33 protein-coding genes are annotated in these 24,524 nt (G+C 62.9%); 15 read left to right on the forward strand and 18 right to left on the reverse strand.

Features of this window, described 5'->3' with window-relative positions; genetic code table 11:
* Positions 1-61: 61 nt before the first annotated feature.
* The 13 genes from NKI97_RS30750 to NKI97_RS30810 form a co-directional block, all read right to left on the reverse strand.
* Positions 62-1,138 (reverse strand): 5-(carboxyamino)imidazole ribonucleotide synthase, encoded by a 1,077-nt coding sequence (locus NKI97_RS30750; protein ID WP_352452491.1) that lies wholly within the window; start codon positions 1,136-1,138, stop codon positions 62-64.
* On the reverse strand, positions 1,135-1,632 hold the full coding sequence (gene purE, locus NKI97_RS30755) for a 5-(carboxyamino)imidazole ribonucleotide mutase (protein ID WP_023678468.1): 498 nt from the start codon (positions 1,630-1,632) through the stop codon (positions 1,135-1,137). The genes NKI97_RS30750 and purE overlap by 4 nt, the downstream gene beginning before the upstream one ends.
* Before the next feature lie 125 nt (positions 1,633-1,757).
* Complete coding sequence (locus NKI97_RS30760; RefSeq protein WP_352452490.1) at positions 1,758-2,096, reverse strand: DUF6572 domain-containing protein; 339 nt, start codon at positions 2,094-2,096, stop codon at positions 1,758-1,760.
* 154 nt (positions 2,097-2,250) lie between these two features.
* Positions 2,251-3,099 (reverse strand): anti-sigma factor family protein, encoded by an 849-nt coding sequence (locus NKI97_RS30765; RefSeq protein ID WP_352452489.1) that lies wholly within the window; start codon positions 3,097-3,099, stop codon positions 2,251-2,253.
* Positions 3,096-3,656: a sigma-70 family RNA polymerase sigma factor gene (locus tag NKI97_RS30770; protein ID WP_502907136.1), complete on the reverse strand. Its 561-nt coding sequence runs from the start codon at positions 3,654-3,656 to the stop codon at positions 3,096-3,098. The genes NKI97_RS30765 and NKI97_RS30770 overlap by 4 nt, the downstream gene beginning before the upstream one ends.
* A gap of 25 nt (positions 3,657-3,681) precedes the next feature.
* Positions 3,682-4,029 carry a cupredoxin domain-containing protein gene (locus NKI97_RS30775; RefSeq protein WP_352452488.1) on the reverse strand — a complete coding sequence of 116 codons (348 nt, stop codon included), beginning with the start codon at positions 4,027-4,029 and terminating at the stop codon, positions 3,682-3,684.
* A 10-nt stretch (positions 4,030-4,039) separates the two neighbouring features.
* Positions 4,040-4,987, reverse strand: a complete 948-nt coding sequence (locus tag NKI97_RS30780) for a metallophosphoesterase family protein (RefSeq protein WP_352745996.1) — start codon at positions 4,985-4,987, stop codon at positions 4,040-4,042.
* Positions 4,988-5,146: 159 nt separating this feature from the next.
* A complete protein-coding gene (locus tag NKI97_RS30785) occupies positions 5,147-6,352 on the reverse strand; it encodes an aminotransferase class V-fold PLP-dependent enzyme (protein ID WP_352838123.1) in 1,206 nt (401 codons plus the stop codon).
* Positions 6,353-6,375: 23 nt separating this feature from the next.
* Positions 6,376-6,837, reverse strand: a complete 462-nt coding sequence (locus NKI97_RS30790; RefSeq protein ID WP_023678474.1) for a RidA family protein — start codon at positions 6,835-6,837, stop codon at positions 6,376-6,378.
* Between the two features lie 34 nt (positions 6,838-6,871).
* The gene (locus NKI97_RS30795) at positions 6,872-7,666 is read right to left on the reverse strand and encodes an amino acid ABC transporter ATP-binding protein (protein WP_023678475.1); all 795 of its coding nucleotides are present in this window, start codon (positions 7,664-7,666) and stop codon (positions 6,872-6,874) included.
* A gap of 4 nt (positions 7,667-7,670) precedes the next feature.
* Positions 7,671-8,321, reverse strand: a complete 651-nt coding sequence (locus tag NKI97_RS30800) for an amino acid ABC transporter permease (protein ID WP_023678476.1) — start codon at positions 8,319-8,321, stop codon at positions 7,671-7,673.
* A gap of 1 nt (position 8,322) precedes the next feature.
* Positions 8,323-8,988 (reverse strand): amino acid ABC transporter permease, encoded by a 666-nt coding sequence (locus NKI97_RS30805; RefSeq protein ID WP_352746000.1) that lies wholly within the window; start codon positions 8,986-8,988, stop codon positions 8,323-8,325.
* Between the two features lie 66 nt (positions 8,989-9,054).
* The gene (locus NKI97_RS30810) at positions 9,055-9,936 is read right to left on the reverse strand and encodes a transporter substrate-binding protein (protein WP_031212143.1); all 882 of its coding nucleotides are present in this window, start codon (positions 9,934-9,936) and stop codon (positions 9,055-9,057) included.
* 128 nt (positions 9,937-10,064) lie between these two features.
* Between NKI97_RS30810 and NKI97_RS30815 the strand changes: the two genes are divergently transcribed.
* The gene (locus NKI97_RS30815) at positions 10,065-10,868 is read left to right on the forward strand and encodes an IclR family transcriptional regulator (RefSeq protein ID WP_352683415.1); all 804 of its coding nucleotides are present in this window, start codon (positions 10,065-10,067) and stop codon (positions 10,866-10,868) included.
* Positions 10,869-10,918: 50 nt separating this feature from the next.
* Here NKI97_RS30815 and NKI97_RS30820 read toward each other — a convergent pair whose 3' ends face one another.
* Positions 10,919-11,122 carry a YdcH family protein gene (locus NKI97_RS30820; protein ID WP_023678480.1) on the reverse strand — a complete coding sequence of 68 codons (204 nt, stop codon included), beginning with the start codon at positions 11,120-11,122 and terminating at the stop codon, positions 10,919-10,921.
* A gap of 239 nt (positions 11,123-11,361) precedes the next feature.
* Between NKI97_RS30820 and NKI97_RS30825 the strand changes: the two genes are divergently transcribed.
* The 7 genes from NKI97_RS30825 (at position 11,362) to NKI97_RS30855 (ending at position 18,086) form a co-directional block, all read left to right on the forward strand.
* Positions 11,362-11,541 (forward strand): YdcH family protein, encoded by a 180-nt coding sequence (locus tag NKI97_RS30825; RefSeq protein ID WP_023678481.1) that lies wholly within the window; start codon positions 11,362-11,364, stop codon positions 11,539-11,541.
* A 202-nt stretch (positions 11,542-11,743) separates the two neighbouring features.
* Positions 11,744-12,997: a flavodoxin-dependent (E)-4-hydroxy-3-methylbut-2-enyl-diphosphate synthase gene (gene ispG, locus NKI97_RS30830; RefSeq protein ID WP_352683417.1), complete on the forward strand. Its 1,254-nt coding sequence runs from the start codon at positions 11,744-11,746 to the stop codon at positions 12,995-12,997.
* Between the two features lie 4 nt (positions 12,998-13,001).
* Positions 13,002-13,856 (forward strand): lytic transglycosylase domain-containing protein, encoded by an 855-nt coding sequence (locus NKI97_RS30835; RefSeq protein WP_352746007.1) that lies wholly within the window; start codon positions 13,002-13,004, stop codon positions 13,854-13,856.
* A 161-nt stretch (positions 13,857-14,017) separates the two neighbouring features.
* The gene (locus NKI97_RS30840; RefSeq protein ID WP_352746021.1) at positions 14,018-15,214 is read left to right on the forward strand and encodes a phosphoglycerate kinase; all 1,197 of its coding nucleotides are present in this window, start codon (positions 14,018-14,020) and stop codon (positions 15,212-15,214) included.
* A 140-nt stretch (positions 15,215-15,354) separates the two neighbouring features.
* Positions 15,355-16,380, forward strand: a complete 1,026-nt coding sequence (locus tag NKI97_RS30845; protein ID WP_352452480.1) for a class I fructose-bisphosphate aldolase — start codon at positions 15,355-15,357, stop codon at positions 16,378-16,380.
* A gap of 150 nt (positions 16,381-16,530) precedes the next feature.
* Positions 16,531-17,268 carry a DUF899 domain-containing protein gene (locus NKI97_RS30850; protein WP_352838125.1) on the forward strand — a complete coding sequence of 246 codons (738 nt, stop codon included), beginning with the start codon at positions 16,531-16,533 and terminating at the stop codon, positions 17,266-17,268.
* Between the two features lie 86 nt (positions 17,269-17,354).
* Positions 17,355-18,086: an SGNH/GDSL hydrolase family protein gene (locus NKI97_RS30855; protein WP_352746013.1), complete on the forward strand. Its 732-nt coding sequence runs from the start codon at positions 17,355-17,357 to the stop codon at positions 18,084-18,086.
* Positions 18,087-18,203: 117 nt separating this feature from the next.
* On the opposite strand, the gene NKI97_RS30860 is transcribed toward NKI97_RS30855, so the two are convergent.
* Positions 18,204-18,365, reverse strand: a complete 162-nt coding sequence (locus NKI97_RS30860) for a hypothetical protein (RefSeq protein WP_352540257.1) — start codon at positions 18,363-18,365, stop codon at positions 18,204-18,206.
* Between the two features lie 202 nt (positions 18,366-18,567).
* Between NKI97_RS30860 and NKI97_RS30865 the strand changes: the two genes are divergently transcribed.
* The 3 genes from NKI97_RS30865 (at position 18,568) to NKI97_RS30875 (ending at position 20,022) form a co-directional block, all read left to right on the forward strand.
* Positions 18,568-18,735 carry a hypothetical protein gene (locus NKI97_RS30865; protein WP_023678489.1) on the forward strand — a complete coding sequence of 56 codons (168 nt, stop codon included), beginning with the start codon at positions 18,568-18,570 and terminating at the stop codon, positions 18,733-18,735.
* Positions 18,736-18,876: 141 nt separating this feature from the next.
* Entirely contained in the window at positions 18,877-19,284 is a 408-nt protein-coding gene (locus NKI97_RS30870) for a hypothetical protein (RefSeq protein ID WP_352746016.1), read from the forward strand.
* An 18-nt stretch (positions 19,285-19,302) separates the two neighbouring features.
* Positions 19,303-20,022 (forward strand): helix-turn-helix transcriptional regulator, encoded by a 720-nt coding sequence (locus NKI97_RS30875; RefSeq protein WP_023678491.1) that lies wholly within the window; start codon positions 19,303-19,305, stop codon positions 20,020-20,022.
* A 58-nt stretch (positions 20,023-20,080) separates the two neighbouring features.
* Here NKI97_RS30875 and NKI97_RS30880 read toward each other — a convergent pair whose 3' ends face one another.
* On the reverse strand, positions 20,081-20,776 hold the full coding sequence (locus NKI97_RS30880) for a DUF1013 domain-containing protein (RefSeq protein ID WP_023678492.1): 696 nt from the start codon (positions 20,774-20,776) through the stop codon (positions 20,081-20,083).
* Between NKI97_RS30880 and NKI97_RS30885 the strand changes: the two genes are divergently transcribed.
* Entirely contained in the window at positions 20,769-21,134 is a 366-nt protein-coding gene (locus tag NKI97_RS30885) for a hypothetical protein (protein WP_352452477.1), read from the forward strand. The genes NKI97_RS30880 and NKI97_RS30885 overlap by 8 nt on opposite strands.
* Here NKI97_RS30885 and NKI97_RS30890 read toward each other — a convergent pair.
* Together NKI97_RS30890 and NKI97_RS30895 are read right to left on the reverse strand one after the other, a co-directional pair.
* Positions 21,131-21,271, reverse strand: coding sequence for a DUF1127 domain-containing protein (locus NKI97_RS30890; protein WP_023678493.1), 141 nt, complete (start codon positions 21,269-21,271; stop codon positions 21,131-21,133). The genes NKI97_RS30885 and NKI97_RS30890 overlap by 4 nt on opposite strands.
* 132 nt (positions 21,272-21,403) lie before the next feature.
* Positions 21,404-22,414, reverse strand: coding sequence for an NAD(P)H-quinone oxidoreductase (locus tag NKI97_RS30895; RefSeq protein WP_352838128.1), 1,011 nt, complete (start codon positions 22,412-22,414; stop codon positions 21,404-21,406).
* A gap of 124 nt (positions 22,415-22,538) precedes the next feature.
* Here NKI97_RS30895 and NKI97_RS30900 point away from each other — a divergent pair, with 124 nt between their 5' ends.
* The 3 genes from NKI97_RS30900 to NKI97_RS30910 all read left to right on the forward strand — a co-directional run bounded on the left by NKI97_RS30900 (position 22,539) and on the right by NKI97_RS30910 (position 24,396).
* Positions 22,539-22,733, forward strand: a complete 195-nt coding sequence (locus NKI97_RS30900) for a DUF1192 domain-containing protein (RefSeq protein WP_023678495.1) — start codon at positions 22,539-22,541, stop codon at positions 22,731-22,733.
* 96 nt (positions 22,734-22,829) lie between these two features.
* Positions 22,830-24,077 (forward strand): MFS transporter, encoded by a 1,248-nt coding sequence (locus NKI97_RS30905; protein ID WP_023678496.1) that lies wholly within the window; start codon positions 22,830-22,832, stop codon positions 24,075-24,077.
* 31 nt (positions 24,078-24,108) lie between these two features.
* On the forward strand, positions 24,109-24,396 hold the full coding sequence (locus tag NKI97_RS30910; protein ID WP_023678497.1) for an ArsR/SmtB family transcription factor: 288 nt from the start codon (positions 24,109-24,111) through the stop codon (positions 24,394-24,396).
* Positions 24,397-24,524: the final 128 nt, after the last annotated feature.

Raw genomic sequence — 24,524 nt, forward strand, 5'->3', positions numbered from 1 at the left:
TCTTTTCCGAAATCCGGATTCCACTTTTCGCTAGCGCGGACCTTCGGTTCGGGATCATGCTCTAGCTGCGGCGGCTCACGCGCGTAAAATGGCCCATCTTGCGGCCGGGCCGCGCCTCGGCCTTGCCATAGAGGTGCAGCATCAGATCGGGCTCGGCGAGCAGATCAGGAACGCGCCTGACATCGTCGCCGATCAGGTTTTCCATGACGCAGTCGAACTGCCGGGCGGGACTTCCCAGCGGCAGGCCGGCGACGGCTCGAATATGCTGTTCGAATTGCGAGATGGTGCAGGCGGCCTCCGTCCAGTGGCCGGAATTATGGACGCGCGGCGCGATCTCGTTGGCCAGCAGCGAACCGTCGGCGAGGACAAAGAATTCGACGCCGATGACACCGACATAGTCGAGCGCCGCGAGTATCTCGGCCGCCGCCGCTTGAGCCGCAGCCGCCGTCTCGGACTTCACCCCGGCCGGCAGCGTCGAGCTGTGCAGAATACCGTTGCGATGGACATTCCAGGCCGGATCGTAGGCGGCGAGCGAACCGTCGATGCCGCGGGCGGCGATCACCGAAATCTCGCGCTCGAAGGTGACGAAGGATTCCAGGATCAACGGCACGTTGCCCATCGCCTCGCAAGTGCCGGCAAAGCCGCCTGTTTCCATGTTGCGGAAGACACGCTGGCCCTTGCCGTCATAGCCCATGCGGCGCGTCTTCAATATGCCGCTGCCGTTGAACTGTTTCAGCGCAGCCGTCAGTTCCTCGTCATTGTCGACGGGGCTGAAATCCGCGGTCGGTATGCCGATGCCGTTGAGGAATTTCTTTTCCGCCAGCCGGTCCTGCGCCACTTCCAGTGCGCGTGCCGGCGGATAGACCGGCACCGTAGAGGCAAGTGCCGCGGCGGCCGCGACCGGTACGTTCTCGAATTCATAAGTAACGACGGCACTGGCCGAAGCCAGCTCGCTAAGCGCGGCCGCGTCGTCATAGGCGGCGACGATCTGCCGGTTGGCGACCTGTGCCGCCGGGCAATCCGGCTGCGGCTCCAGCACGACGATGCGGTAGCCGAGGCGGGCCGCGGCCATCGCCAGCATGCGGCCAAGCTGGCCGCCGCCGATGATGCCGATGCTCGATCCCGCCGGCAGGCTCACGGCGCGTCCGTGGGCTCGGCGGCCACCTTGGCGGTCTGCGCGGCGCGCCAGCTATCCAGCCGGGCGGCGAGCTTTTCGTCGCTCAGCGCCAGCACCGCGGCGGCCAGAAGGGCAGCGTTGGCAGCGCCGGCCTTGCCGATGGCCAAAGTGCCGACCGGAATGCCGGCCGGCATCTGCACGATCGAAAGCAGCGAATCCTGGCCGGACAGCGTCTTCGATTCCACCGGCACGCCGAACACCGGTAGCGGCGTCATCGCCGCCGTCATGCCGGGCAGATGCGCCGCACCGCCGGCACCGGCGATGATCACCTTGTAGCCGGCCGCCTTGGCGCCCTTGGCGAAGTCATAGAGCCGGTCGGGCGTGCGGTGGGCCGAGACGATCAGGCGCTTGTGCGGAATTCCAAGCGCCTCAAGCGTTTCGGCGGCGTGGCGCATCGTCGCCCAGTCGGACTGGCTGCCCATGATGATGGCGACGTCGGCGCGGTGATCGTCCAAGCTTCTGCTCTCCGGCGGCAAAAGCGCGCATTAGCGGAATTCGGGTGGAACAGCAAGGATGGCCCGAAACGGGTAGTGTCTCAGTTTGAAATTTGCGAACGTCGCCGCCGCTAAGCAGGTCCCTTCTATCCCGCAACCATACCGTGAAGGAAACGCATACCGTCGCTTGCGAGTCTCTTTGAGATTTCGGATAAAACCATCTTTGCAGGTGGAGTGGGGTCGTGGTGGAATCGAAGTACGACAGTCACCAAGGTTCCCGGATACCTCTGCCGAAAATGATCGCTTCTCGCAATCTGCAGGTAAGAGTCCGCTCTCGCCGATATGATCGCCAGGTGCGCAGTTGTCGCCTCGTCATCTGTCCAAGGTAACGTATCAGTGATGACGAACCGAAGATTATTATTTGTGTAACGAACTTCCAAATCGTTCGAGAAGTCATCCTTGATAGCAAAAGTCTCGTTATTCATTATCCCTCAATTGTTCTGTACGGCATATAGGAGTTCGGCGCGTCGAGCGACAGTTGGTTGACGACGATTGACGCCGCGGCAAATTCAAACTGAGAGACTACCCGGAACGGGTGGCCGCTTCCACGGTTTCTGTCGCTGCGCCGGCACGGTCGCTTCACCGGGCGGCTGCCGCCCGGAAACGCGTGACGAAATCGTCGAGCTCGGGCCGTTCCGTATCGGAAATCGCCCAATAGGAAAAGGCGCCGTCGCTCCAGTGCACCAGCGAGAAGCCACCGGCAGAAAGATCGACCGGCGCGGTTGTCGAGCCGGTTTGCTGTGGCGCGGCGACGAGGGTGATCAGGTGCTCGCGATGGCGGTAGACCAGTGCCGGCACCGGCTGGTCGGCGATCACCTCGACCCGGCCGCCGAGCAATGCGAAACCGTCATTGGCAAGGTCTGGCGCAGGCGGCGACAGACCGACCCTGCCATCGAGCCAGGGTTTGACCGTATGCCTGTCCGACGAGACGACGTCCACCGGGCTGGCGGCCAGCAGGCTGCGGCGGTGGCCGCTGGCGACCGCCGTTGCAAAGCTGTCGGGCGCCCCGCTGAGCATCACCCATTGCGTCGCGCCGCTGGCCAGCACGGCGGTGACGAGGATCGATGCCGCCATTGCGCGCCAGTCGAACGCGCCGAAGCGGCCCGGCCGCGTTTGGGTTGGCCGCATGTGGGTTGGCACGGTTTGCGGCGGCCGCGTCGGCGCCGGCCGATCCTGTGCCTCGCCAGTCGCGCCGATCGCCGCGATGCGCGCATTGAGGGCGTCGCTGACCTGTGGCAGCGCCAGCCTGCCGACAGCGGACTGCAGCGCCACGATGCGGGCATGCTCGGCGGCGAGCGCCGGATCGGCCGCGATGCGTCGCTCGACAGCCAATGCTGCTGCTGCGTCGAGCTCGCCATCGACCAAGGCATGGATCATCAGCTCCACGCCCGCCGGGTCATCGGGCAGTCCATCGTTGTGCGCGCTCATGGCGCCCTCCCAAGTTGGGATATCAGCAGACCGCGCGCGCTCGCCAGCCGCGACATCACCGTGCCTAGCGGCACGCCAAGCAGCGTCGCGATCTCGCGATAGCTGAGGCCGTTGATGTCGCGCAGCACCACAGTCTCGCGAAATTGGTGCGGCAGCGCGGCGATCGCCGCCTCGAGTGCGGCCGTGTCGGCCTTGGCGATCAGGCTTGCCTCAGGACTATCCGTATCCGGCAGGCCGGCGCCATATGCAGCCGTCATGTCATCGAGGTCGCTCAGGTCGCCGACGGCGACGATACTGCGCGGCCGGTTGCGCGCCAGCCAGGAGTAAGAGGCGTTGCGCACGATCGCCAGCAGCCAGGCGCGCGCATTGCCGCCGGCATAGCCGGCGATGCCCGCATGCGCCTTCAAACAGGCCTCCTGCACCACATCCTCCGCGTCGGCGGCGTTGCCGGTCAGCCAGCGGGCAAGCGCAAGCGCATCCGCGAGATGGGGCAGAACCACCTCGCGAAAGCGCTCGGTCGCGGCCTCTTGGTTCAACACCGTCGCATCGCCCGGCATCCCGGGCAGAACCTTCCGAAAATCCTCACGGAGCGACGGTGATCCTGCCCTGCATGTGCGGGTGAAGCCCGCAGAAATAGGCATAGTTGCCCACTTTGGTGAAGGTGAAGGCATATGTGTCACCGGTGTCAAGCGCCTTGGAGCGAAACGAGGCATCGTTGGCGACCACCAGATGCGGGATGTCGTCGTCATTCTCGAAGGTCACGGTAGTGCCCTGCTTTACCGTCAGCACCGCCGGTGTGAAGGCAAAGTTCTCGATCTTGACCATTGGCTGGCCTGCTGCGTTCAGTGGCATGGCAACCATTATCAGGATCGCCGCCAAACCGAACGTGACAGGGGATACGACCAAGACGCGGGATGGGAAGCGGATCATCGCATTTCCCTCAGGCCAGCGTGCTGTCGATGATGGCGAGGTCCTGCCCGCCTTGCTTGACTGTCACGCTGCTCGTGCCGAGCAGGCTGCGCAACTGGCCGGCAGGTACCGTCATCGGCCCGGGTGAGGCTGCGGTGCCCGGCGCCGGTTGCGGGAAAGCGGTCGAGCGCGCGGTATGAAAGGTAACGTTGCCTTCGACCTTCTGCATGATCTGGTGGATATGGCCGTTGAGTACGGTGACAGAGCCGAAGCGCTTGAGCAGGGCCAAGGCCTGCGCCGCGTCGTCGGTGCCCCAGCCCCATTCGGGATAAACAGCCCATAGCGGGATGTGGGCAAAGACGACGATTGGCGTCGAGGCGGTGACCGCCTTCAGATCATTGGCCAACCATGCCAACTGGTCGGCGCCGAGATTGCCCAGCCCGCCAGCCTTCAGGTTGACGACGTTGACCAGCCCGATGAAATGGACGCCGTTCTGGTCGAACGAATACCAGCCAGCGCCCTTGGTGCCCTTGCCGTAGCGGTCGAGATAGGCCTGGCCATTGCCGTCATCGATCAGGTCGTGCTCACCGGGCACATAATGCACGTCGAAGCCTGCGCCGCCGATGATCTGGGCAGCGTTGTCGAACTGCGCGGTTTTCGACAAATGGGTGATGTCGCCGGTGTGGATCATGAAAGCGGGCTTTTGCGGCAACGCCTGGATCTTGCCGATGGCCTCCTTCAGCGTGTCGATGGCGTGCGGGTTGGCAGCCTTGTCGAAGCCGATGTGGCTGTCGGAGATCTGGAGGAAAGTGAAGCCGGTGGCCAAGGCCTCGGCGGCTTGCGACGCACCGAGCAGGCTGAGCGAAACCGGCACGCCGGCCGAAATTGTCCACAGCACTCCCGTGCCGGCCCAGATCATGCATTCCAGTGCATGACGGCGGCTGATGCAGTCAGCTTCATTGTCGTGGTGGTGGGTCATACCGGTCTCCTGCACGCCGGAAATGGCGTCTGTTTGGGAGACCAATGGGCGGGGTGGTTTATTCCGCCCGAAGACTAAAAGGTCATTCACACTGCCGTGATGGCGCACTGGCCCGATGCGAAGCCGGCGCTGGAAGGCACTGGCTCGACCACGCCCTGTCTAGTCCGGCCAGCGCAGCGCTCCGGCGGATTGCTTGCGAGCGGGTTTCATCGCATCCGCGGGCCGATCGGCAGCACTCAACACCGCCCGCAGGCGTTCGGCAACGATCTCCGCCTCGCCGGGATGGAGATTGCACGGATCAAGGAAGAAGTGACCGCGCTCCACCTCGTGGTTGCGCACGATCACGGGCGGCGAACCCGCCGCAAGCGCCGAGGCGAGGCCGGCGGCGGTGAAGCGGCTTTTGGGCGTAACAAACACCTGCAGGCGGTCGAGCGGATTGCTGGTCGGATCGGGAATGACATGCGCGACGATACCGGGCAGTCCTTGCAATGCGTCTTTCCACAGATGCAGTGCGGCTTCTTCCCGCTGGCGAATGCCGGCATGGTCGCGCCGCTCCCAGGCTTCCAGGGCCGCCATAGTGCCGGCAATGCTCTCCTTGCCGACCTTCATGGCGCGCGCAACGCCCCGGTTCTGGAGATAGGCGGCCCGTACCAGATCCTTGCGGCCGGCAACGATGCCGCTTGTCGGCCCTGAGAGAAATTTGTGCCCGCTGTAGACAACAATGTCGGCGCCGCGCGCCAGAAAGCCACGCAAATCGTATTCCGAGGCGGCGTCGACGATCACTGGCACGCCCTTGGCGTGGCAAATCTCGCAGAGCTCCTCAAGCGAGAGCATGCCGTATTGCACGGTGTGGTGCGCAACGACGTAGAGGGCTGCCGCCGTCCGGTCCCGGATCGCCTCGGCAACATGATAATCCTGGGTGACGCTGACCGTGCCGGCAGGCACTGCCTTGGCTCCGGCAAGCCGGATCGACTGGTCGATCGGCGCGCCATAATTGACGATGTGACCAAGCTGAACGATGACCTCCGATTTGAGGCCCTCGGTGTCGTCCGGCAGCCGCTCGATCGCAAGAAGGCTGGTCCCGGTCATCGCGCCGGCAATCGCCATTGTTATGCCGCTGGCGCAGCATGCGGTGATGAAGCCGGCCTCGCCGCCGGTGAGGCGTGCAATCACCCTACTTGCGGCGCGCTGCAGATCGTCCATCTCGACCCATTGCGAGGCCATTTCCGACATTGCGGCAATCGCTTCTGGCACGATGATCGAAGCACCGAGTGCCGTCATCGTGCCGGAGACATTGATGATTGGGCGAAGGCCAAGCCGTTCGCGGATTGTCGTATTGGAACGGTCAGCGGCATAGGTCGTCATCTCTGTAGATCCTGTTTAAGGTTTCAGGCGGCGATCTCGACGACCGCCTCGATTTCAACTGTGATGTTGCCCGGCAGCGAGCCGACACCGATCGCGGAACGGGCATGTCCGCCAAGCGTATCAAAGACGGCCGCGAAAAGATCGGAACAGCCGTTCACCACCTTGGGGTGCTCGCTGAATGTCGGCGTCGCATTGACAAAGCCAAGCAGCTTGACGACGCGCACGATGCGGCCGAGGTCGCCGGCCGCCGCATGCATGACGGCGAGCAGGTTCAGGCCGGTCAGACGCGCATGCCCGTAGGCCTCTTCAACGCTGACATCCTCTCCGACCTTGCCGGTGCAGAGCGCGCCATCGGCGCGCAACGGCCCCTGGCCGGAGAGGAAGATCAGCCGTCCGCTCTCGGCATAGGTGACGAAGTTGGCGATGGGCTTCGGCGGCTCGGGCAGTGTCAGGCCCAATTCCGCGAGCCGGATGTAAGGCGTCATAAAAGCTCCTTGCGACAGCTTTCGCCGTCCGATGTCAAAAATGCGAGGCGCGAAACCGCGCCAGGAAACTGCGAAGGCGTTCATTGTCGAACCCCGCCGCCAGAATCTCGGCGGGTGGTCCGACGGCACTGACGCCGCCATCCGCCATGAAAACGATGCGGCTCGATGCGTCGCGCGCAAAAGCCATTTCATGCGTGACCATCAGCATCGTCATGCCGTCTTCGGCGAGGCTGCGCACGACCTCGAGCACCTCGCCAACCAGTTCGGGGTCGAGCGCCGAGGTTATCTCGTCGAGAAGCAATATCTTCGGCTCCATCGCCACGGCGCGGGCGATGCCGACGCGCTGCTGCTGGCCGCCGGAAAGCTCGGCCGGCAGACTGTCGGCTTTGTGGGCGAGGCCTACGCGGCCGAGCCAGTGCTCGGCAATGGTGCGGGCCTCGGCATTGCTCTTGCCGCGCACCTTGCGCAGGCCAAGCATGATGTTGCCGGCCGCAGTCAAATGCGGAAACAGATTGAAGCTCTGGAACACCATTCCGGTCTCGGCTCGCATCGCCGCCAGGTCGCGCTCGCTGCGTCGCTGGCGTGTTCCCGTCTCGCGATAGCCGACTTCTTTGCCGTCGATACGGATCGAGCCGCTGTCGTAGCTCTCCAGGAAGTTGACGCAGCGCAGTAGCGTGGTCTTGCCGCTGCCGGAGGGGCCGATGATAGTCACGACCTCGCCGCGCGTCACTTGCAGGCTGACGGAGCGCAGGACCTCGACGGATCCAAAGGCTTTGGAAACCTCGGTGACATCGAGAAGTGCCGGATTCTGGTGCGAGGCGTTGGACATCGTGCTATTCCCGGATGAAGGAGAAACGCCGCTCCAGGCGCCGGCTGGCCAAGGAGAGGGCGTAGTTGACGGCGAAGTAGACGAGCGCACCGAGAATGTAGAGTGGCATCGCCTCATAGGTGCGGCCGATGACCTGGTTGATTGCCTGCATGAGGTCGGTGATGCCGAGCAGCGAGACCAGCGCGCTGCCCTTCACCGCGTCGGTGACGCCATTGATCCAGGGTGGCAGGAAGCGCCTGAACGCCTGCGGAAAAATGACGTAGACCAGCCGCTGGCGAAAGGTCAGTCCGATCGCCATCGCCGCCTCGGACTGACCCTTGGGAATCGAGCCGACGGCGCCCCTGAGATACTCGACGACTTGTGCGGTCTTGAAGAGGGTGAGGGCGAACACGGCCGCCCAAAAGGATTCCAGATGCAGCCCTACCGCGGGCAGGCCGTAATAGACGAAGAAGATCAGCACCAGGATCGGAATGCCGCGTATGGTGTCGCTGAAGATGCGCACTGCCCAGCGTAGCGGAAAAGGACCATAGACAAGGCCGACGCCCATCAACACGCCGGCGATGAGCGATAACACCACGACCAGCAGCGACACCCACAAGGTTACGGCAAAGCCTTCGGCGAGGAACGGCAAGGCGTAGATGATCTGGCTCAGCATGTCAGCGCGCCGCCTTGAACCGGCGCTCGACGAGCCGCAGCGCGAAAAGCAGCGTGTAGCCGGTCAACAGGTACATTGCCGTCACCACCAGATAGACTTCGACAATGCGGAACGTGTTGAAGTTGATCCACTGGGCGCCATAGGTGAGTTCGGGTACCGAGATGACCGACGCCACGGACGTATCCTTGAAGAGCGATATGAATGTGTTGGAAAGCGCCGGCAGGGTTATGCGCAGCATCGTCGGCAGGCGCACATCGAGCAGCCTTTGCCATGGCGTCAGGCCGATTGCCTTGCCGGCGTCGAGCTGACCGCGCGGCACCGCCTCGAGCCCCGAGCGAAACACCTCGACCAGGTAGGCGCCGCTGTAGAGCGACAGCGTGGCAATGAATGAGGTTTGCGCGCTGTAGGTAATGTCGACCACCGTCGGCAAGCCGTAGAAGACCAGATAGACGAGCAGGATCAGCGGCACGTTGCGGATGAACTCGACATACCCCGCGATGATGGTCCGCACCGCACGCCCGGCCGACACGTACCAGACCGCCAGAACGAGTCCGATGACGATGCCGATCGCGATCGAGATGACGGCCAGTTCGAGGCTTAGCAGCAGTCCGCCCCAGAGCTTGTCGAAATGCCGCCAGATAAGGTTGAAGTTGAGAGTATAACCCATGCGTCCTCGTCATGGAGGGCTGTGATGAGAGAAGGCGGAAGGACGTTGTCCTTCCGCCTGCTTGCATCAGATGACCGGGAAACCGGGATGGCGCGCCGGCGGCTCCTGTCCGAAATAATCCTTGAACGCAGCGTCGTAGAGGGCCGTTTCATGGCCGAACATGGCGATGGTGAAGGTCTGGTTGACGAAGGTCAGCCAGTCGAGGTCGCCCTGCCGCAGCGCGGCACCATAAAGCATCGAGAACCAGCTCTTGCCGGCATCGAAGTACTTATCCGGATTGCGCGAGGCGAGCCAGCGTACCGTTGACAGATCGACCGCGGCGGCGTCGACGCGCTTCGATTCCAAGGCCTGCAGCACGTTGGCCTGCGTGTCTATCTGCATCACCTGCGACTCCGGCAGGACGATATGCACGTTAGCCTCGGCATCGACATTTTGCAGGATGGAAATCCGCGTCGCCGAACCGCCGGCAAGCAGCTTGTCGAAGGTCTTGTTTTCGGCGTTCGGAAGGGTCAGCAAGGCGATGCCTTCGACGTAGTAGGGTCGGGAGAAGTGGATCAGCTGCGAGCGCTGGGCGGTCATGGTCATGAACTGGATGGTGATGTCGACCTTGTTGGTGGTCACGTTCGGAATGCGCTGAGCCGGATCCTGCATGACAAATTCGACCTTGGTCGGATCGTCGAAAAGCCCCTTGGCGAGGATGCGACCCATGGTGATGTCCATGCCTACCAGTTCGCCGGCGTCGTTCTCGAAATGCCAGGGCGCGTTGGTGCTGCCGGTCCCGACGATCACCTTGCCGCGCTCGAGGACGGTGCGCAGCAGGCTGTCCGGCGCTGCCTGGGCCGCCGCTTTCTGAACGTCGACCGCGGTAGCGGCGCTCATCACTCCGGCCGTTGCAAGCCCGGCCATTCCCAGTTTCAGAAATTCACGCCTTTTGGATGTGTCGTTCACGGCGACCTCCTTTCGTGTTGTGTTCCCCTTTGGAGCAGTAATACAGGCATCGGTTGCAACTGACGCCATTGTCCCTTACAAGGGACGCCTGTACTCTGTACAAGACAGATTAACATCAGGAATCGATAATGCAAGAAGGTAATGCCTTGGCCGCTCGACCGGACGCCGGTCTGGACGAAGACAAGAACTCGGTTTCTCGGGAGAAGGGCCTCAACCGGGTCCTCCAGATTCTGGAGTTTCTCCACACGACCCAGCGTGCGATCGGCATCGGCGACCTTGCCAAGGGGGTAAACGCGCCGCGTTCGACGACTTATACGCTTGTGCGCTCGCTGGTCGACGCAGGCCTGCTGGAGATGGCCGGAGACGGCAATCGGGTCTATTTCGGAAAGAAGCTCTATCTCTACGGAATGGACTATGTGCGGGGCAACGACCTGCTCAGGCGAGGGCGCCAGGAAGTCGATCATCTGTCACGCGAGACCGGCGAGACCTCGGAGTTGTGCATGCTGCAAAGCGGCCGCTACACCATCGTCCATTCAAGCCCGGGAACGAGGCCATTCCGGATCAGCTCGGCGACCGGTCTGCAAATACCGCTCCCCTGGACAGCTTCCGGGCGACTGCTCCTCGCCGGCTTCGACAGGGCAGCGATTGAGGATATGGTCTCCGAGGACGATCTCGTGCTGCCGGACGGCCGCAGATTGCAACTCGACGATTTCATAGACGACATCGCCGTCGCCAAGTCGGCCGGCTACTGCGTCACCTCCGGCCTTGTCGATGCCTACACGAAATGCCTGGCCGCGCCGGTCTTTTCAGCGCCGGGCAGGGTCGAGGCGACGATGTGCCTGGTGGTTCCGATCGATACCTCGACCGAAAAGACCGACAACCTGATAGCGTTGTTGCGCGAGCGCGCCGCACGGCTTTCGATCGCGGCATAACCGCTTTTCCAGCAGGCCCCGCCGGCGTTCGTTCAAACAATGGCGTTCGTTCAAGCAATAATGTCTGGAATGATCTTGTCTTCCAGCGCCATCAGCCTGTCCTTCAGGAAAAGCTTCTTTTTCTTCATGCGCTGGATCTGCAGCGGGTCGCAATTCATGGCGATCATCGCATTGATGGCCGCGTCGAAATCGGCGTGTTCCTGCTTCAGCCGGGAATATTCGAGGCGGATATCTGCCTGTTCCTGATCGGACATTTTTACCGTCTGCACGTCTGCGGCGCCCAAACTATGGGCCTGATTGGGCGGGACCGGGGCTTCTTGCACCGGCGCGCAGCCCATATCACATTTCATATTGGCGTGGAATGCTACCACGCAGCATTCGACATCGGTGCGCGATGGTGGCACACTGTCATTATGCCGTCATAGAAGCGAGCCTGCGGTGGACGTGCCATGACGGCTGCAATCCGAGGAAACCATGAAAGGGAGAACCAATCATGTCTCTTGCATCCCATCTTGATGAGCTGCAGCGGAAACACGGCGACATCGAACGCGAAATCGATGATGCGATGACCCATCCATCGGTAGACGACCTCGAAATCGTGAATCTCAAGCGGCGCAAGCTGGCGCTCAAGGACGAGATTGAAAAACTGAAGGCGAAACCGACGACCCACTGAAACCCTTCCAGGACTAGAAGCGCCACCCGGAGCGCGATCTTTCCGGTGGCATGTCTCTATGCTGCCGGAAACGCTCATGGATTTGCGGCAAGCTGCCGTCTTGTTGTTTCCGATTTGCTGGGCCTGCGCGCCAGTTGCCATTGACAAGCCATCTTTGCTCCTCCACCTCATGCCCGGACCTTCAAGATTAAAGGTAGCCGGCATGACCGGATATTTTTCCTCACCCTTCCCACGCCGCAGGTCGGTCGGTGTCGATGTCGGCGGCGTGATTGTCGGCGGCGGCGCCCCAGTCGTCGTCCAGTCGATGACCAACACCGACACGGCCGATGTCGACCAGACGGTCGCGCAAGTGGCGGCGCTGCATCGCGCCGGCTCCGAGATCGTGCGCATAACGGTCGACCGCGACGAAAGCGCTGCCGCTGTGCCGGCCATCCGCGAGCGACTGGAGCGGCTCGGCATCAACGTGCCGCTGGTCGGCGATTTCCATTATATCGGCCACAAGCTCCTGGCCGATCATCCGGCCTGCGCCGCGGCCTTGGCCAAGTACCGCATCAACCCCGGCAATGTCGGTTTCAAGGACAAGAAGGACCGGCAGTTCGCGGCAATCGTCGAGATGGCGATCCGATACGACAAGCCGGTGCGCATCGGCGTCAACTGGGGTTCGCTCGACCAGGAGCTGCTGACCCGGCTGATGGATGACAACCAGGCCCAAGGCTTTCCGCTGACCGCGCAGGAAGTGACGCGCGAGGCAATCGTGCAATCGGCGATCCTGTCGGCCGAAATGGCCGAAGAGATCGGCCTTGCGCGCGAGAAGATCATCCTGTCGGCCAAGGTCAGCGGCGTGCAGGATCTGATCGCCGTCTACACCGAGCTTGCCACCCGATCCGACCATGCGCTGCACCTCGGCCTGACAGAGGCCGGCATGGGCTCGAAAGGCATCGTCGCCTCGTCCGCGGCCATGGGCATCCTGCTCCAGCAAGGGATCGGCGACACCATCCGTATCTCGCTGACGCCGGAGCCGAACGGTGACCGCACACGCGAAGTGCAGGTGTCGCAGGAGCTGTTGCAGACCATGGGCTTCAGGCAGTTCGTGCCGATCGTCGCCGCCTGCCCGGGCTGCGGCCGCACGACCTCGACCGTGTTCCAGGAGCTTGCCCAGAACATCCAGGCCGACCTGCGCAAGAACATGCCGGTGTGGCGCGAACGCTATCCCGGCGTCGAGAACCTCAAGGTCGCGGTGATGGGTTGCATCGTCAACGGTCCGGGCGAATCCAAACATGCCGATATCGGCATTTCGCTGCCCGGCACCGGTGAGACACCGACCGCCCCGGTGTTCGTCGACGGCAAGAAGGCGGCGACGCTGCGCGGCCCATCGATTGCCGCGGATTTCGAGAAGATGGTCGCCGACTATATCGAACGGCGGTTCGGGCAGCACGACAAAGCCGCGGCGGAGTAGTTGAATGCGGCGTTTGCTGGGCGCGGCGCTGGTTCTCATTTGCGGGCTGATCTGGGCGACAGCCGTTCAGGCCGATCCACCACGGCCCGCCAAAAAGAAGCTGATCGACCAGGTTTGCAACCTGATCGAGGCCCATGCCGACCGGAACGGGCTGCCCAGGGATTTCTTTGCCCGGTTGATCTGGAAGGAAAGCCGTTTCGATCCCAATGCGGTCAGCCCGGTCGGCGCCGAAGGCATTGCCCAGTTCATGCCGGGCACCGCCAGGATGCGCGGGCTCGCCAATTCCTTCGACATCGAACAGGCGATCCCGGCCTCGGCAAAATACCTCGCCGAAATGAAATCCGGTTTCGGCAATCTCGGCCTCGCCGCCGCAGCCTACAATGCCGGCGAGAGCCGGGTGACGCGCTGGCTGCATTCCGGCGGCTTCTTGCCGATGGAGACCGAAAGCTACGTGTTGGACGTCATGGGCGAGCCGGCCGACAACTTCACCAATACGGCCTACGCCGGCGTCATCCGGCCGCTCGACAAGAAGGCGAGTTTCGCTGCTGCTTGCCGCGAGCTGCCGGTGATCATGTCCAGAACCGTGCCGATGTCGTCGATCAACATCAAGCCGTGGGGCGTGCAGGTGGCCGGCAATTTTCGCCGCGCCGCGGCGCTCAACCAGTGGCTGAGAGTGAAAAGCCGGTTCCCGGCAATGCTTGCCGGCCACGATCCGGTGGTCAGCCGGGTCCGTACCCCGATCGGCAGGCGCGGCATCTATGCCGTGCGGATCGGCGCCGATAACAGAGCCAAGGCCGACACGATCTGCGACAAGCTGCAAAGCGTCGGCGGCGCCTGCATCGTGGTACGCAACCGGTAAAGCCATATGTCGGAGCGTTTTGCGCCATTGCTGCCCATCTCGCTCCCCGTGGCACTTCGTCCTCGATACGTGAATCATATTTTCGGTGAACCGTTAGGCAGGTCTTGCATCGTCGTCGATGCGGGGTAAGGTCCCCGCGATTTTTCGTGAAAGGGATCAGCATGGCCGGCTTCAAGACACTGGACGACATCGGCAATATCAGCGGCAAGCGTGTGCTGGTGCGTGTCGACCTCAACGTTCCCGTCACCGAGGGCAAGGTCACCGACGCCACCCGCATCGAGCGCATTGCGCCGACCATTGCCGAGCTCTCCGGCAAGGGAGCCAAGGTCATCCTGCTTGCCCATTTCGGCCGGCCCAAGGATGGACCTGCGCCGGAATTCTCGCTCGAGCCGATCGCCAAGGCGACGGCGGACGTGCTCGGCCGTCCGGTTGGCTTTGCCGCCGACTGCATCGGTGACAAGGCGGCAAATGCCGTTGCTGCCATGAATAATGGCGACGTGCTGCTGCTCGAGAACACCCGCTTCAATAAGGGCGAGGAGAAGAACGACCCGGCCTTCACCGAAAAGCTCGCCGCTAACGGCGATATCTTCGTCAACGACGCCTTCTCTGCTGCGCACCGTGCCCATTCGTCGACGGAAGGGCTGGCGCATGTGCTGCCGGCGTTCGCCGGCCGCACCATGGAGGCCGAGCTCGATGCGCTGGAAAAGGGGCTTGGCAATCCCGTCCGCCCGGTTGTCGCCATCGTCGGCGGCGCCAAAGTCTCGACCAAGATCGACCTGTTGATGAACCTGGTGAAGAAGGTCGACGCGCTGGTCATCGGCGGCGGCATGGCCAATACGTTTCTAGCGGCGCGCGGCACCGACGTCGGGAAATCCTTGTGCGAGCATGATCTCGCGACCACCGCCAAGCAGATCATGATCGAGGCGGCCGAGGCCGGCTGCGCCATCATCCTGCCCGCCGACGGCGTTGTCGCCAGGGAGTTCAAGGCCGGCGCCGCCAGCGAGACCGTCGCCATAGCAGACGTGCCGGCCGACGGCATGATCCTCGACGTAGGCGCAAAGACCGTGAAAACCATTGCCGAATGGATCGACCGCGCCGCGACGCTGGTCTGGAACGGGCCGCTCGGCGCCTTCGAGATCGAGCCGTTCGACCATGCAACGGTGGCGACGGCCAGGCACGCGGCAGCGCGCACCAAGGCCGGCAGACTGATCTCGGTCGCTGGCGGAGGCGACACGGTGGCGGCGCTCAATCATGCCGGCGTCAGCGATGATTTCACTTATGTCTCGACGGCCGGCGGCGCTTTCCTCGAATGGATGGAAGGCAAGCCCTTGCCCGGCGTCGACGTCTTGAAGCGCTGAGCGCGGCCGCAAGAGCAGCGCGAAGGAGTGCGCCCGCGAATTTCAATCGATTCGCGCTTGTTTGACGAAATGGTTCGACTTGAACCTGCGTTGCTCTGGTGGTCTGCTGGGCGCGGATCAATTCTTTCAGGAGAAGCACGATGAGCGAACGTCTCGAGGACATTGCCGCCGCGATGGTGGCCAATGGCAAGGGCCTGCTGGCCGCCGACGAGAGCTCCGGCACCATCAAGAAGCGCTTCGACGTCATCGGTGTCGAGTCGACCGCCGACAGTCGCCGCGACTATCGCGAGATGATGTTCCGCGCCAGCGATGCAATGACCAAGTACATTTCCGGCGTCATCCTCTACGACGAGACCATTCACCAGAAGGCCGCCGACGGCACACCGCTGGTCGACATCATCAAGGCATCAGGCGCCATCCCCGGCATCAAGGTCGACGCCGGCGCCAAGCCGCTGGCCGGCTTCCCCGGCGACACCGTCACCGAGGGCCTCGACGGCCTGCGCGAACGCCTTGCCGAATACTACAAGCTCGGCGCCCGCTTCGCCAAATGGCGCGCGGTGATCGACATCGATGTTGCCAAGGGCGTGCCTTCCGCCACCTCGATCGGCTCGAACGCCCATGCGCTCGCCCGTTACGCCGCGCTTTGCCAGGAGGCCGGCATCGTGCCGATCGTCGAGCCGGAGGTGCTGATGGACGGCGCCCACGACATCGACACCTGCTACGAGATCAGCAAGGCGACACTGACAAAGTTGTACACCGAGCTCTATGCGGCCCGCGTCGTGCTCGAAGGCACCATCCTGAAGCCGAACATGGTGCTGGCCGGCAAGAAATCAGGCAAGGTCAGCAGCCCCGAGGAAGTCGCCGAAAAGACCATAAAACTGTTCCGCGAGACGGTGCCGGCCGCGATCGGAGGCATCGCCTTCCTGTCAGGCGGACAAACGGACGAGCAGGCGACCGCCAACCTCAATGCCATCAACGCTATCGGCCCGCATCCGTGGAAGCTGACCTTCTCCTACGGCCGCGCCTTGCAGGCCGCTCCGCAGAAGGCCTGGAGCGGCAAGCCGGCGAACGTCGCCGCCGCGCAGGCCGCCTTCGCCCATCGCGCCCACATGAACCATCTGGCAGCGCTTGGACAATGGCAGCCGACGCTGGAGCAAGCCGCCTGACGGAATTCAGGTTGCGTTCCCTCCGACCCGGGCCATGTGCCCGGGTTTGTTTGAAAGCAGCAAGGTCTGCAATTTCCTGCAACTAAAAATGCAGCTCTGTGTCGGCATTCCTCGCTGCCGATCGTCCTCCGTGAAAAGAGGAGCAGACCTATGCCAAACAACAAGACCGTATCGCAGGAAGACTGGTTTCAGGCGCACAAGGCGCATCTGGCGCGCGAAAAGGAATTGATGCGCTTTCGCGATCGTGTCGCCGCCGAACGCCGCGAACTGCCGTGGCTGAAGATCCGCAAGGACTACGTCTTCGAGACCGAGCAAGGGCCAAAGAAACTGCCCGACCTGCTCGGCGGCAACAGCCAGCTGATCGTCTACCATTTCATGTTCGGGCCGGGCGCCGATTATCGCTGCGAGGGCTGCTCATTTCTTGCCGACCACATCGACGGCGCCAACCAGCATCTCAGGCATCACGATGTCTCACTTGTCGTGGTAGCGCGCGCGCCACTGGCTGAATTGCTGCCCTACAAGCAGCGCATGGGCTGGAAATTCGACTGGGTGTCGTCCTACGCTTCGGACTTCAACTTCGACATGCAGGTGTCATTCACCGACAAGCAGATCGCGGCCGGCGACACGACCTACAATTTCGAGCAGCGCGCGCTGAGATCGAAAGACCTTCCCGGCACCAGCGTGTTCTATCGCGACGAGAAAGGCGACATCTTCCTGACTTTCATCTCGCGCTCCAGAGGCGGCGATCCGCTGATCGGCGCCTATCACTATCTCGACCTGACGCCGAAAGGCCGCAACGAAACTGGCCCGCATCATAGCCTCGGCGACTGGGTGCGGCTGCACGACGAGTATGAAGACCGATCCGGAACACATGACTGCTGCCATTGAGGCGACAAGGGTGTCGCTGCAAGGTCGTTCACCTTCAGTGCAACATGCGCTAAGTGCTGTTCGCTATGCCCTAAAAGGGACTTGCCATGCGGCGCTTTCCGACCCTTCTCACCTGGCTCGCCTTTCCGGTTTATGTCTGGCAAGGACTTGGCGTGCGTCGCCGCACCGCCCGCATGCTGCCGGCACAAGGTCCGGTCATGCACGAGATATCTGGCCTGGCGCCAGCAATCTCGGTTCTGGTGCTTGGCGATTCCTCCGCCGCCTCGGTCGGCATCGGCAATTCCGAAAACGGATTGGCCGCGCAACTGGCAGTTCTGATTGCGCAACGCACCGGCCGCACCGTGCGCTGGCGGGCGGCCGGCTTCAACTCGGCAACCTCTGGCCAGATCCGCGATCATGTGCTGCCCAATCTATCGGCCGATCCGTGGACGCATATCGTGCTGGCCATCGGTACCAACGACACCAAGAATTTTCATTCCGTACCGCGCTTCAAGCGCGAGTTTGGCGGCCTGCTCTACGCGCTGCGCGCCAAATGGCCGGAAGCGCGCGTGGTGTGGTCGCCGGTGCTGGAGTTCACCCGGGCTCCGGCAATGCCGCCATTGCTCGGCAAGATCCTCGAAATCCGCGCCGTCGAGGTGAACCGGATGGGCGAGCGCCTTTGCCTCGAACGCGGCGCCATACCGGCGCCCCGGCTGCCGATCACGGATGCCGATGCCGGCTTCGCATCGGATGGATTTCACGCTTCGGAAGCCGGCTACCGAGCCTGGGCGGAACATCTGGTCAGCGTGGTGCTCGCCAACGAACCGGGCGTCGCGTAGCGGGCCGCCCGCACTAAAGCGCGTCGCGTTCGATTGGTCTCATCCGACGCGCTTCAGGTTCTTGTTTTTATGCATGTCGTTGTCGCAAAACCGCTGCACAATTTTGCGCGACATGCATTACGTCCAGTGCCCGAGCACCGCCGTAATCGAAATCGCCGCCATCGCCAGCAGCGCCAGCTTCCAGAAATCGCTGCGCCGCTTCAGCCCGGGCCAGCCGAGCGGCTTGATGAGCTGGATGACCATCATGAAGATGATGACGAGCGCGAGAAGTTTCGACATGCAGCCTTTGATCAGCATCGCGGCTGGCTGTCAAAGCGGCTCCGGGATCGCCGGCTTCCACTGCGGCAAGCCTCTTTTCAGCACTGCCTTGTCACTTCGATGGATAAATCGGAACGCCGGTCATGAGAGCCGCACCCTCCTGACAGACTGCTGTCAGCAGGGGTGTGCGATAGTGCCTGCATCGAAAGAGAGGAGACCAGCCATGAACGGTATTACCATTCTGCGTAGCGTGCAGCACTATGTCGGCAAGATCCGGACGATCCGCAATGAGATCCGCACCCAGCGATTCATGAACACCCTGCCGGCGGACATCCGCAAGGATATTGGTTGGCCGGACATGTATGGCGACCGCCGCAATGGCGGCAATTGAGGCAAGCTTTCCGCGTGGCGTTTGGATGCGACCTGGCGACGAGCTGAAATGGGCATGCTGAAGCCTCCTGACAGTATGGTGTCAGGAGGCTCGTGCCATAGTGCAATGGCCGCCGGAGCCGGATGGCCGAGAGGACGATCGATGAAAAGCTGGAACGACAGGCTGAACACGCTTGGCATCAACGGCATAACACCGTCGCCACGCACCATCGGCGACGTCGTCGAAGGCCAGCCGATGCTGGTTCCTACAGCTCGCCAGGTCCACGCATTCATCCGCTCTATCCCCGAAGGCATGGACATGAATATCCGCGCTTTGCGCACCGCTCTCGCCATCGAGCACGGTGCCGAGATGACATGTCCGGTCACCATCGGCTATCATCTGCGCACCGTCGCCGAGGCCGCCAACGAGGATCTTGAGCGTGGTATGGCGCTGGGCGATGTTGCGCCGTTCTGGCGGGTGGTCGACGCAAGCACGCCGACAACGAAGAAACTGTCCTTCGGCGCGGCCTTCGTCGCCGCGCAGCGCAAGCGCGAAGGGCTGGAACGATAGACGCCGAGGGACCATACGATGCGCCGCGCCGACAGGCTCTTCCAAATCGTGCAGCATCTGCGTGGTGGTCGTCTGGTCACCGCCCAGAAGCTGGGCACGTGGCTCGAGGTTTCCGAGCGGACGATCTATCGCGACATCGCAGACCTGCAGTCGACCGGCGTGCCGATCGACGGCGAGGCCGGTGTCGGCTACATGATGAGGGAGGGTTTCGACCTTCCGCCGCTGATGTTCACGCGTGACGAGATCGTCGCGCTGGTCGCCGGCGCCCGCATGGTGCGCGCCTTTGGTGGCGCGGCCATGGCGCGAGCCGCCGACGAGGCGCTGGTCAAGATAGGCGCCGTGTTGCCCGACGCCGAAAAGGACCGCATCGCCCGTACCGAGATCCACACGCCGATGTGGGTGGTAAGCGATGCCGCCCGCGAAGCCATCGACCTGATCGAGCGGTCCATCGAGAAACGTCAGGTGCTGACCATCGACTATTCGGATGAGGCCGGCCGCAGCACCGCGCGCGACATCCGCCCGCTCGGCCTGTGGTTCTGGGGCAAGGTGTGGACCTTGGTCGCCTGGTGTGAGATGCGCGGCGATTTCCGCGCCTTCCGCATCGACCGCATCGCCTCGGTGGTCATCGCCGGCCGCACCTTCAAGCCGGAGCGCGGCAAGCAGCTCGCCGATTTCTATCGCGCGGTGGAGCGCAGCGAGGATTACGGCATGGCGCCGGACCGGGCGGCGCGAAGCTGACACGGAAGATCACAAAAAAGCCCGCTTGAAAGCGGGCTTTTTGTTTTGGATGCCAGACCTATTCCTCTTCGTCGGCGTCCTTGTCCTTCGACTTCAGCGCTGAAAGCTTGGCGAAGACGGCGTTGGCGTCAAGTTCGCGGTCCTCGTCCTTCGGCTTTTCGGGCGCCGGCACCAGCCGTTCGGTCAAGGCGGCCGGCAGCAGCGTATCGCCGACCGGCTGCGCCTGCTCGCGGCCGCGCGAGGCGCGGTTGATTTCCATATCGAGGTCGATCTGCGACGTCAGGCCGAGCGTCACCGGATCCATCGGCTGGAGATTGGCGGAGTTCCAGTGCTTTCTGTCGCGGATCTGGTCGATCGTCGACTTCGTTGTGCCGACAAGGCGGGCAATCTGCGCATCCTTGAGCTCGGGATGGTTGCGCACCAGCCAGAGGATGGCGTTGGGCCGGTCCTGGCGCTTCGACAGCGGCGTGTAGCGCGGACCCTTGCGTTTGGATTCCGGCACCCGCACCTTGGGATCCGAGAGCTTCAGCCGGTGGTTCGCGTCCTTCTCGGCGCGCGCGATCTCGTCGCGAGTGAGCTGGCCGGTCATGATCGGGTCCATGCCCTTGATGCCTTGCGCCGACTCGCCGTCGGCGATCGCCTTGACCTCAAGCGGATGCAGTCCGCAGAACTGCGCGATCTGCTCGAAGGAAAGCGCTGTGTTGTCAACCAGCCAGACGGCGGTCGCCTTTGGCATCAGCAGCGTATTGGCCATTACAAAAATCCTTCTCGTTCGCCCGCGTTCCCGCGCGGGCGGTGGTTTAGAGCCACCAAAATGGGAAAATCGCGGTCTATATAACCGCTCGCTCGCCGTTTCGCAATGTTTTTGGCAGGCGCGCGTCAAGGACGGCACGGCAGCGCGACCAGCAGACCGCGAAGGGTCGGCAGATGACGCCATGCAGTCGAAAGCTTCAAAAAGACAAAGCCCGCCAGACCAAGGTCGGGCGGGCTCGGAACCGGCGACGGAAATCCGTCTGCTGCGGCTCTGGCTTCTAAAGCTTGATCCCGAACCGCGGCTCGGCGTTGCCGAAAAGCAGCGCCCGGTCTTCGAGCGGGATCGTGCTCGAGATTAAAGCCCTTTGCGGGCGATTCTCTCGATGTCGCCGCGGTTGATGCCGAGGTCGTTGAGCTGACGAGCATTCAGCCGGTTCAGTTCGCGCACGGTTTCGTTGTACATGCGCCAGTTACGGAAAGCGCGGATCGGGTTCATGATAGTCCTCCATCGTTTTGATGCCGCGTAAATAGGCATCGGCGATGAAAAATTGAACAGACGCTTTTGCATGGCCGCAATGCGTTTGTTGCATTGCACCATTAAGCTTTCGTTCAGCCTGTTTGCGGGCCGTCAGGCGACATCGAGCACAATCTTGCCGATGTGCTCACCCTCCTCCATCCGCTCATGCGCCCGCCACGCTTCCTTGAGCGGGAAGATCGTATCCATCACCGGCGCAACCTTGCGCGTGCCGAGCAGCGGCCAAACCTGCGCCTCCAGCGCAGCCGCAACTGCCGCCTTGAACTCCACGGTGCGTGGCCTGAGCAGCGATCCTGTGTGCACGAGCCGCTTGGCCATGATCTTGAAGAAATCGGCGCTCGCCACCGCCCCGCCCTGCGTCGCGATCTGGACGATGCGGCCTTCCATGGCTGCAGCCTCATAGTTTCGCGCCACATAGTCGCCGCCGACCATGTCGAGGATGACATTGGCACCCTTGCCGCCGGTTGCCTCCTTGACTGCGGCGACGAAGTCCTCCTCGCGGTAGTTGATCGCCCGGTCGGCGCCGAGCTTGAGGCAGGCGTCGCATTTCTCCTTGCTGCCGGCGGTGGTGACGACATAGGCGCCGAAAGCGGCAGCAAGCTGGATCGCCGTGGTGCCGATACCCGACGAGCCGCCATGCACGAGCAGGGTCTCGCCGCTCTTCAGGCCGCCGCGCTCGAAGACATTGTGCCAAACAGTGAAGTAGTTTTCCGGCAGCGCCGCCGCTTCGGTGTAGGTAAAGCCGGCGGGCAGCGGCAGCACGCTGCCGGCGTGCACTCTGACATATTCGGCATAGCCGCCGCCCGCCGTCAGCGCACAGACCCGGTCGCCGACGCGCCAGCGCGATATCTCGTCACCAAGGGCAGCGACTTCGCCTGCTGCTTCCAGGCCCGGCAGATCCGACGCTCCCGGCCGTGGCGGATAGGCGCCCTTGCGCTGTTGCACGTCCGGCCGGTTGACGCCGGCGGCCCGCACCCGGATCAGGATCTCGCCGGGACCGGGAACCGGTACGTCGCGGGTTTCCGCTTTCAGCACCCGCGGCCCGCCCGGTTCCGATATGGCGATCGCCATCATCTTCGCCGGAATTTTCTGTGCGTTCGCCATGAATTTTCCCGTCGTGCTCCGCCGGTTTCTCGTGCCAGCTCTTGCCCGCCATTTGCATCCATACCCTTGCCCTATGTATGCTCATTGGCAAATCAGGCAAATGGGCAATCACGGAGGAGCGACGATGGCGATCTTCGACGACGAACCCAAGAAGAAAGCGCGCCCGCACGAGATCGGGCAGGATCTGTCGCTGCTTTCCGTCGATGAATTGTCCGAACGGATCGGCATCCTGCGCGACGAGATCGCCCGGCTGGAAGCCGAGCTCAAGACCAAGGGCTCGACCAAGTCGGCGGCAGAGGCGCTGTTTCGCCGCGGGTAGTTACTGCGGGTAATTCCAAAAGCTCGGGCACGCCGCCGAAAAGCCCGAATGCCGCTGTCTCCAGACTTGTGCCCTAAACCCCAGCCGGATTGAAAAATGTTCGCAAGCTACAGACCGATCCTCTCGCTGCTGCGCGGCACCGCGTTCCTGTTGGCGGCATCCGGACTGCACGGTCTGCTGTTGCCGCTGCGCGGCCAGGTGGAGGGCTTCTCGACGGCATCGCTCGGCCTGATGGGCACGGCTTGGGCCGGCGGCTTCGTCACCGGCTGCTTCTTTGCGCCACGCATCGTGCGCCGCGCCGGTCATGTCAGGGCTTTCGGCGCCTTTGCCGCATCGGGAGCGATCGTCGCACTGCTCACCGGCCTGATCATCGACGAATATACCTGGATCCTGCTGCGCGCCTTCACCGGCTTCACCATGGCCGGCGCCTTCATGGTCATCGAAAGCTGGCTCAACGAGAAGGCCACCAACGAAAACCGCGGCACCGTCTTCGGCCTCTACATGATGGTCACCTATGCCTCGATCATGGGCGGTCAGATGATCGTTGCCGGCGGCGATGTGAGATCGGCGTCGCTGTTCATGATCACCGGCATTCTGTTCTGCCTGTCGCTGATCCCGACGGCGGTCTCGACGGCGTCTCACCCCAAGCCGCTGCAGGACGTGTCGCTTGACGTCAAGGGGCTCTACGTCAATTCGCCGGTGTCGGCGATCGCTTGCGTGCTGATCGGCATCGCCAACGGCGCCTGGGGTACACTTGGTGCCGTCTATGGAGCGCGCATCGGCATCTCGACAGCCGAGATCGCGCTGATGATGAGCCTCGTGGTCATCGCCGGCGCCGCCATGCAGCTTCCGGCCGGGCGGCTCTCCGACACGACGGACCGTCGTTTCGTGCTGGCGGGCGCGGCCTTCGGCGCTGCGCTGTTTGCCATCGCCATCTTCCTGTTCGAACCGCGCTCCGGCGTCTTCGTCATCGTCTGCACCGCCGCCTACGGCGCCTTCGCCTACACGCTCTATTCGATCGCGGTGGCGCATGCCAATGACCATGCGCGATCGGAGGACTTCGTCAAAGTGTCGGGCGGCCTGCTGCTGCTTTATGGCTTCGGCACGATGATCGGTCCGCTGGTGGCCGCCGGCCTGATGGGCTGGATGCGCCCTGAGGGGCTGTTCCTGGCCACTGCGCTCGCGCATCTCAGCCTGGCTGGCTATACGCTGCTGCGCATCAGCCGTCGCGCGCCGGTGCCGATCGAAGGCCGCGATGCCTTCAAGACCCAGCCCGCCGATCGCTCGGTGACGCCGGAAGCGTTGCGGCTCGACCCGCGTAGAAAAGCTGAAGCCGACAGTTGAGATTCGAGGCGCTTTGCCCCACAAATAAGGCATGATGCTTTCCGACGCCTTCATGGCGATTGCCGATCCCAACCGGCGCCATCTCTTGGAAGAGCTCCGGCGCGGACCGAAGACCGTCAACGAATTGGCATCCGGCTTGCCGGTGTCCCGCCCGGCCGTTTCGCAGCACCTGAAGGTGCTGCTTGATGCGGGGTTGGTCAACGCCAAGCCGGAAGGCACCAGGCGCGTCTATACGGTCAGCAATGCCGGCTTCCTGAAGCTCAACATCTGGCTTGACCAGTTCTGGGATGCGGAGCAGCTCGGTTCACCCGGAAGCTGAGAGGCATCGTCAGCGCGTCGAGCAACTATGCAGCATCGGGCCTAGAGTATCCGTGTTGGTCAAGGGAGAGATGGTGTCCAGGTCCGATTGTCCCTGAGTAGTGCGTTTGCGAGGATGATGAGCTTTCG

The organism is Mesorhizobium sp. M0296, assembly GCF_040321675.1.
Classification (GTDB): Bacteria; Pseudomonadota; Alphaproteobacteria; order Rhizobiales; family Rhizobiaceae; genus Mesorhizobium.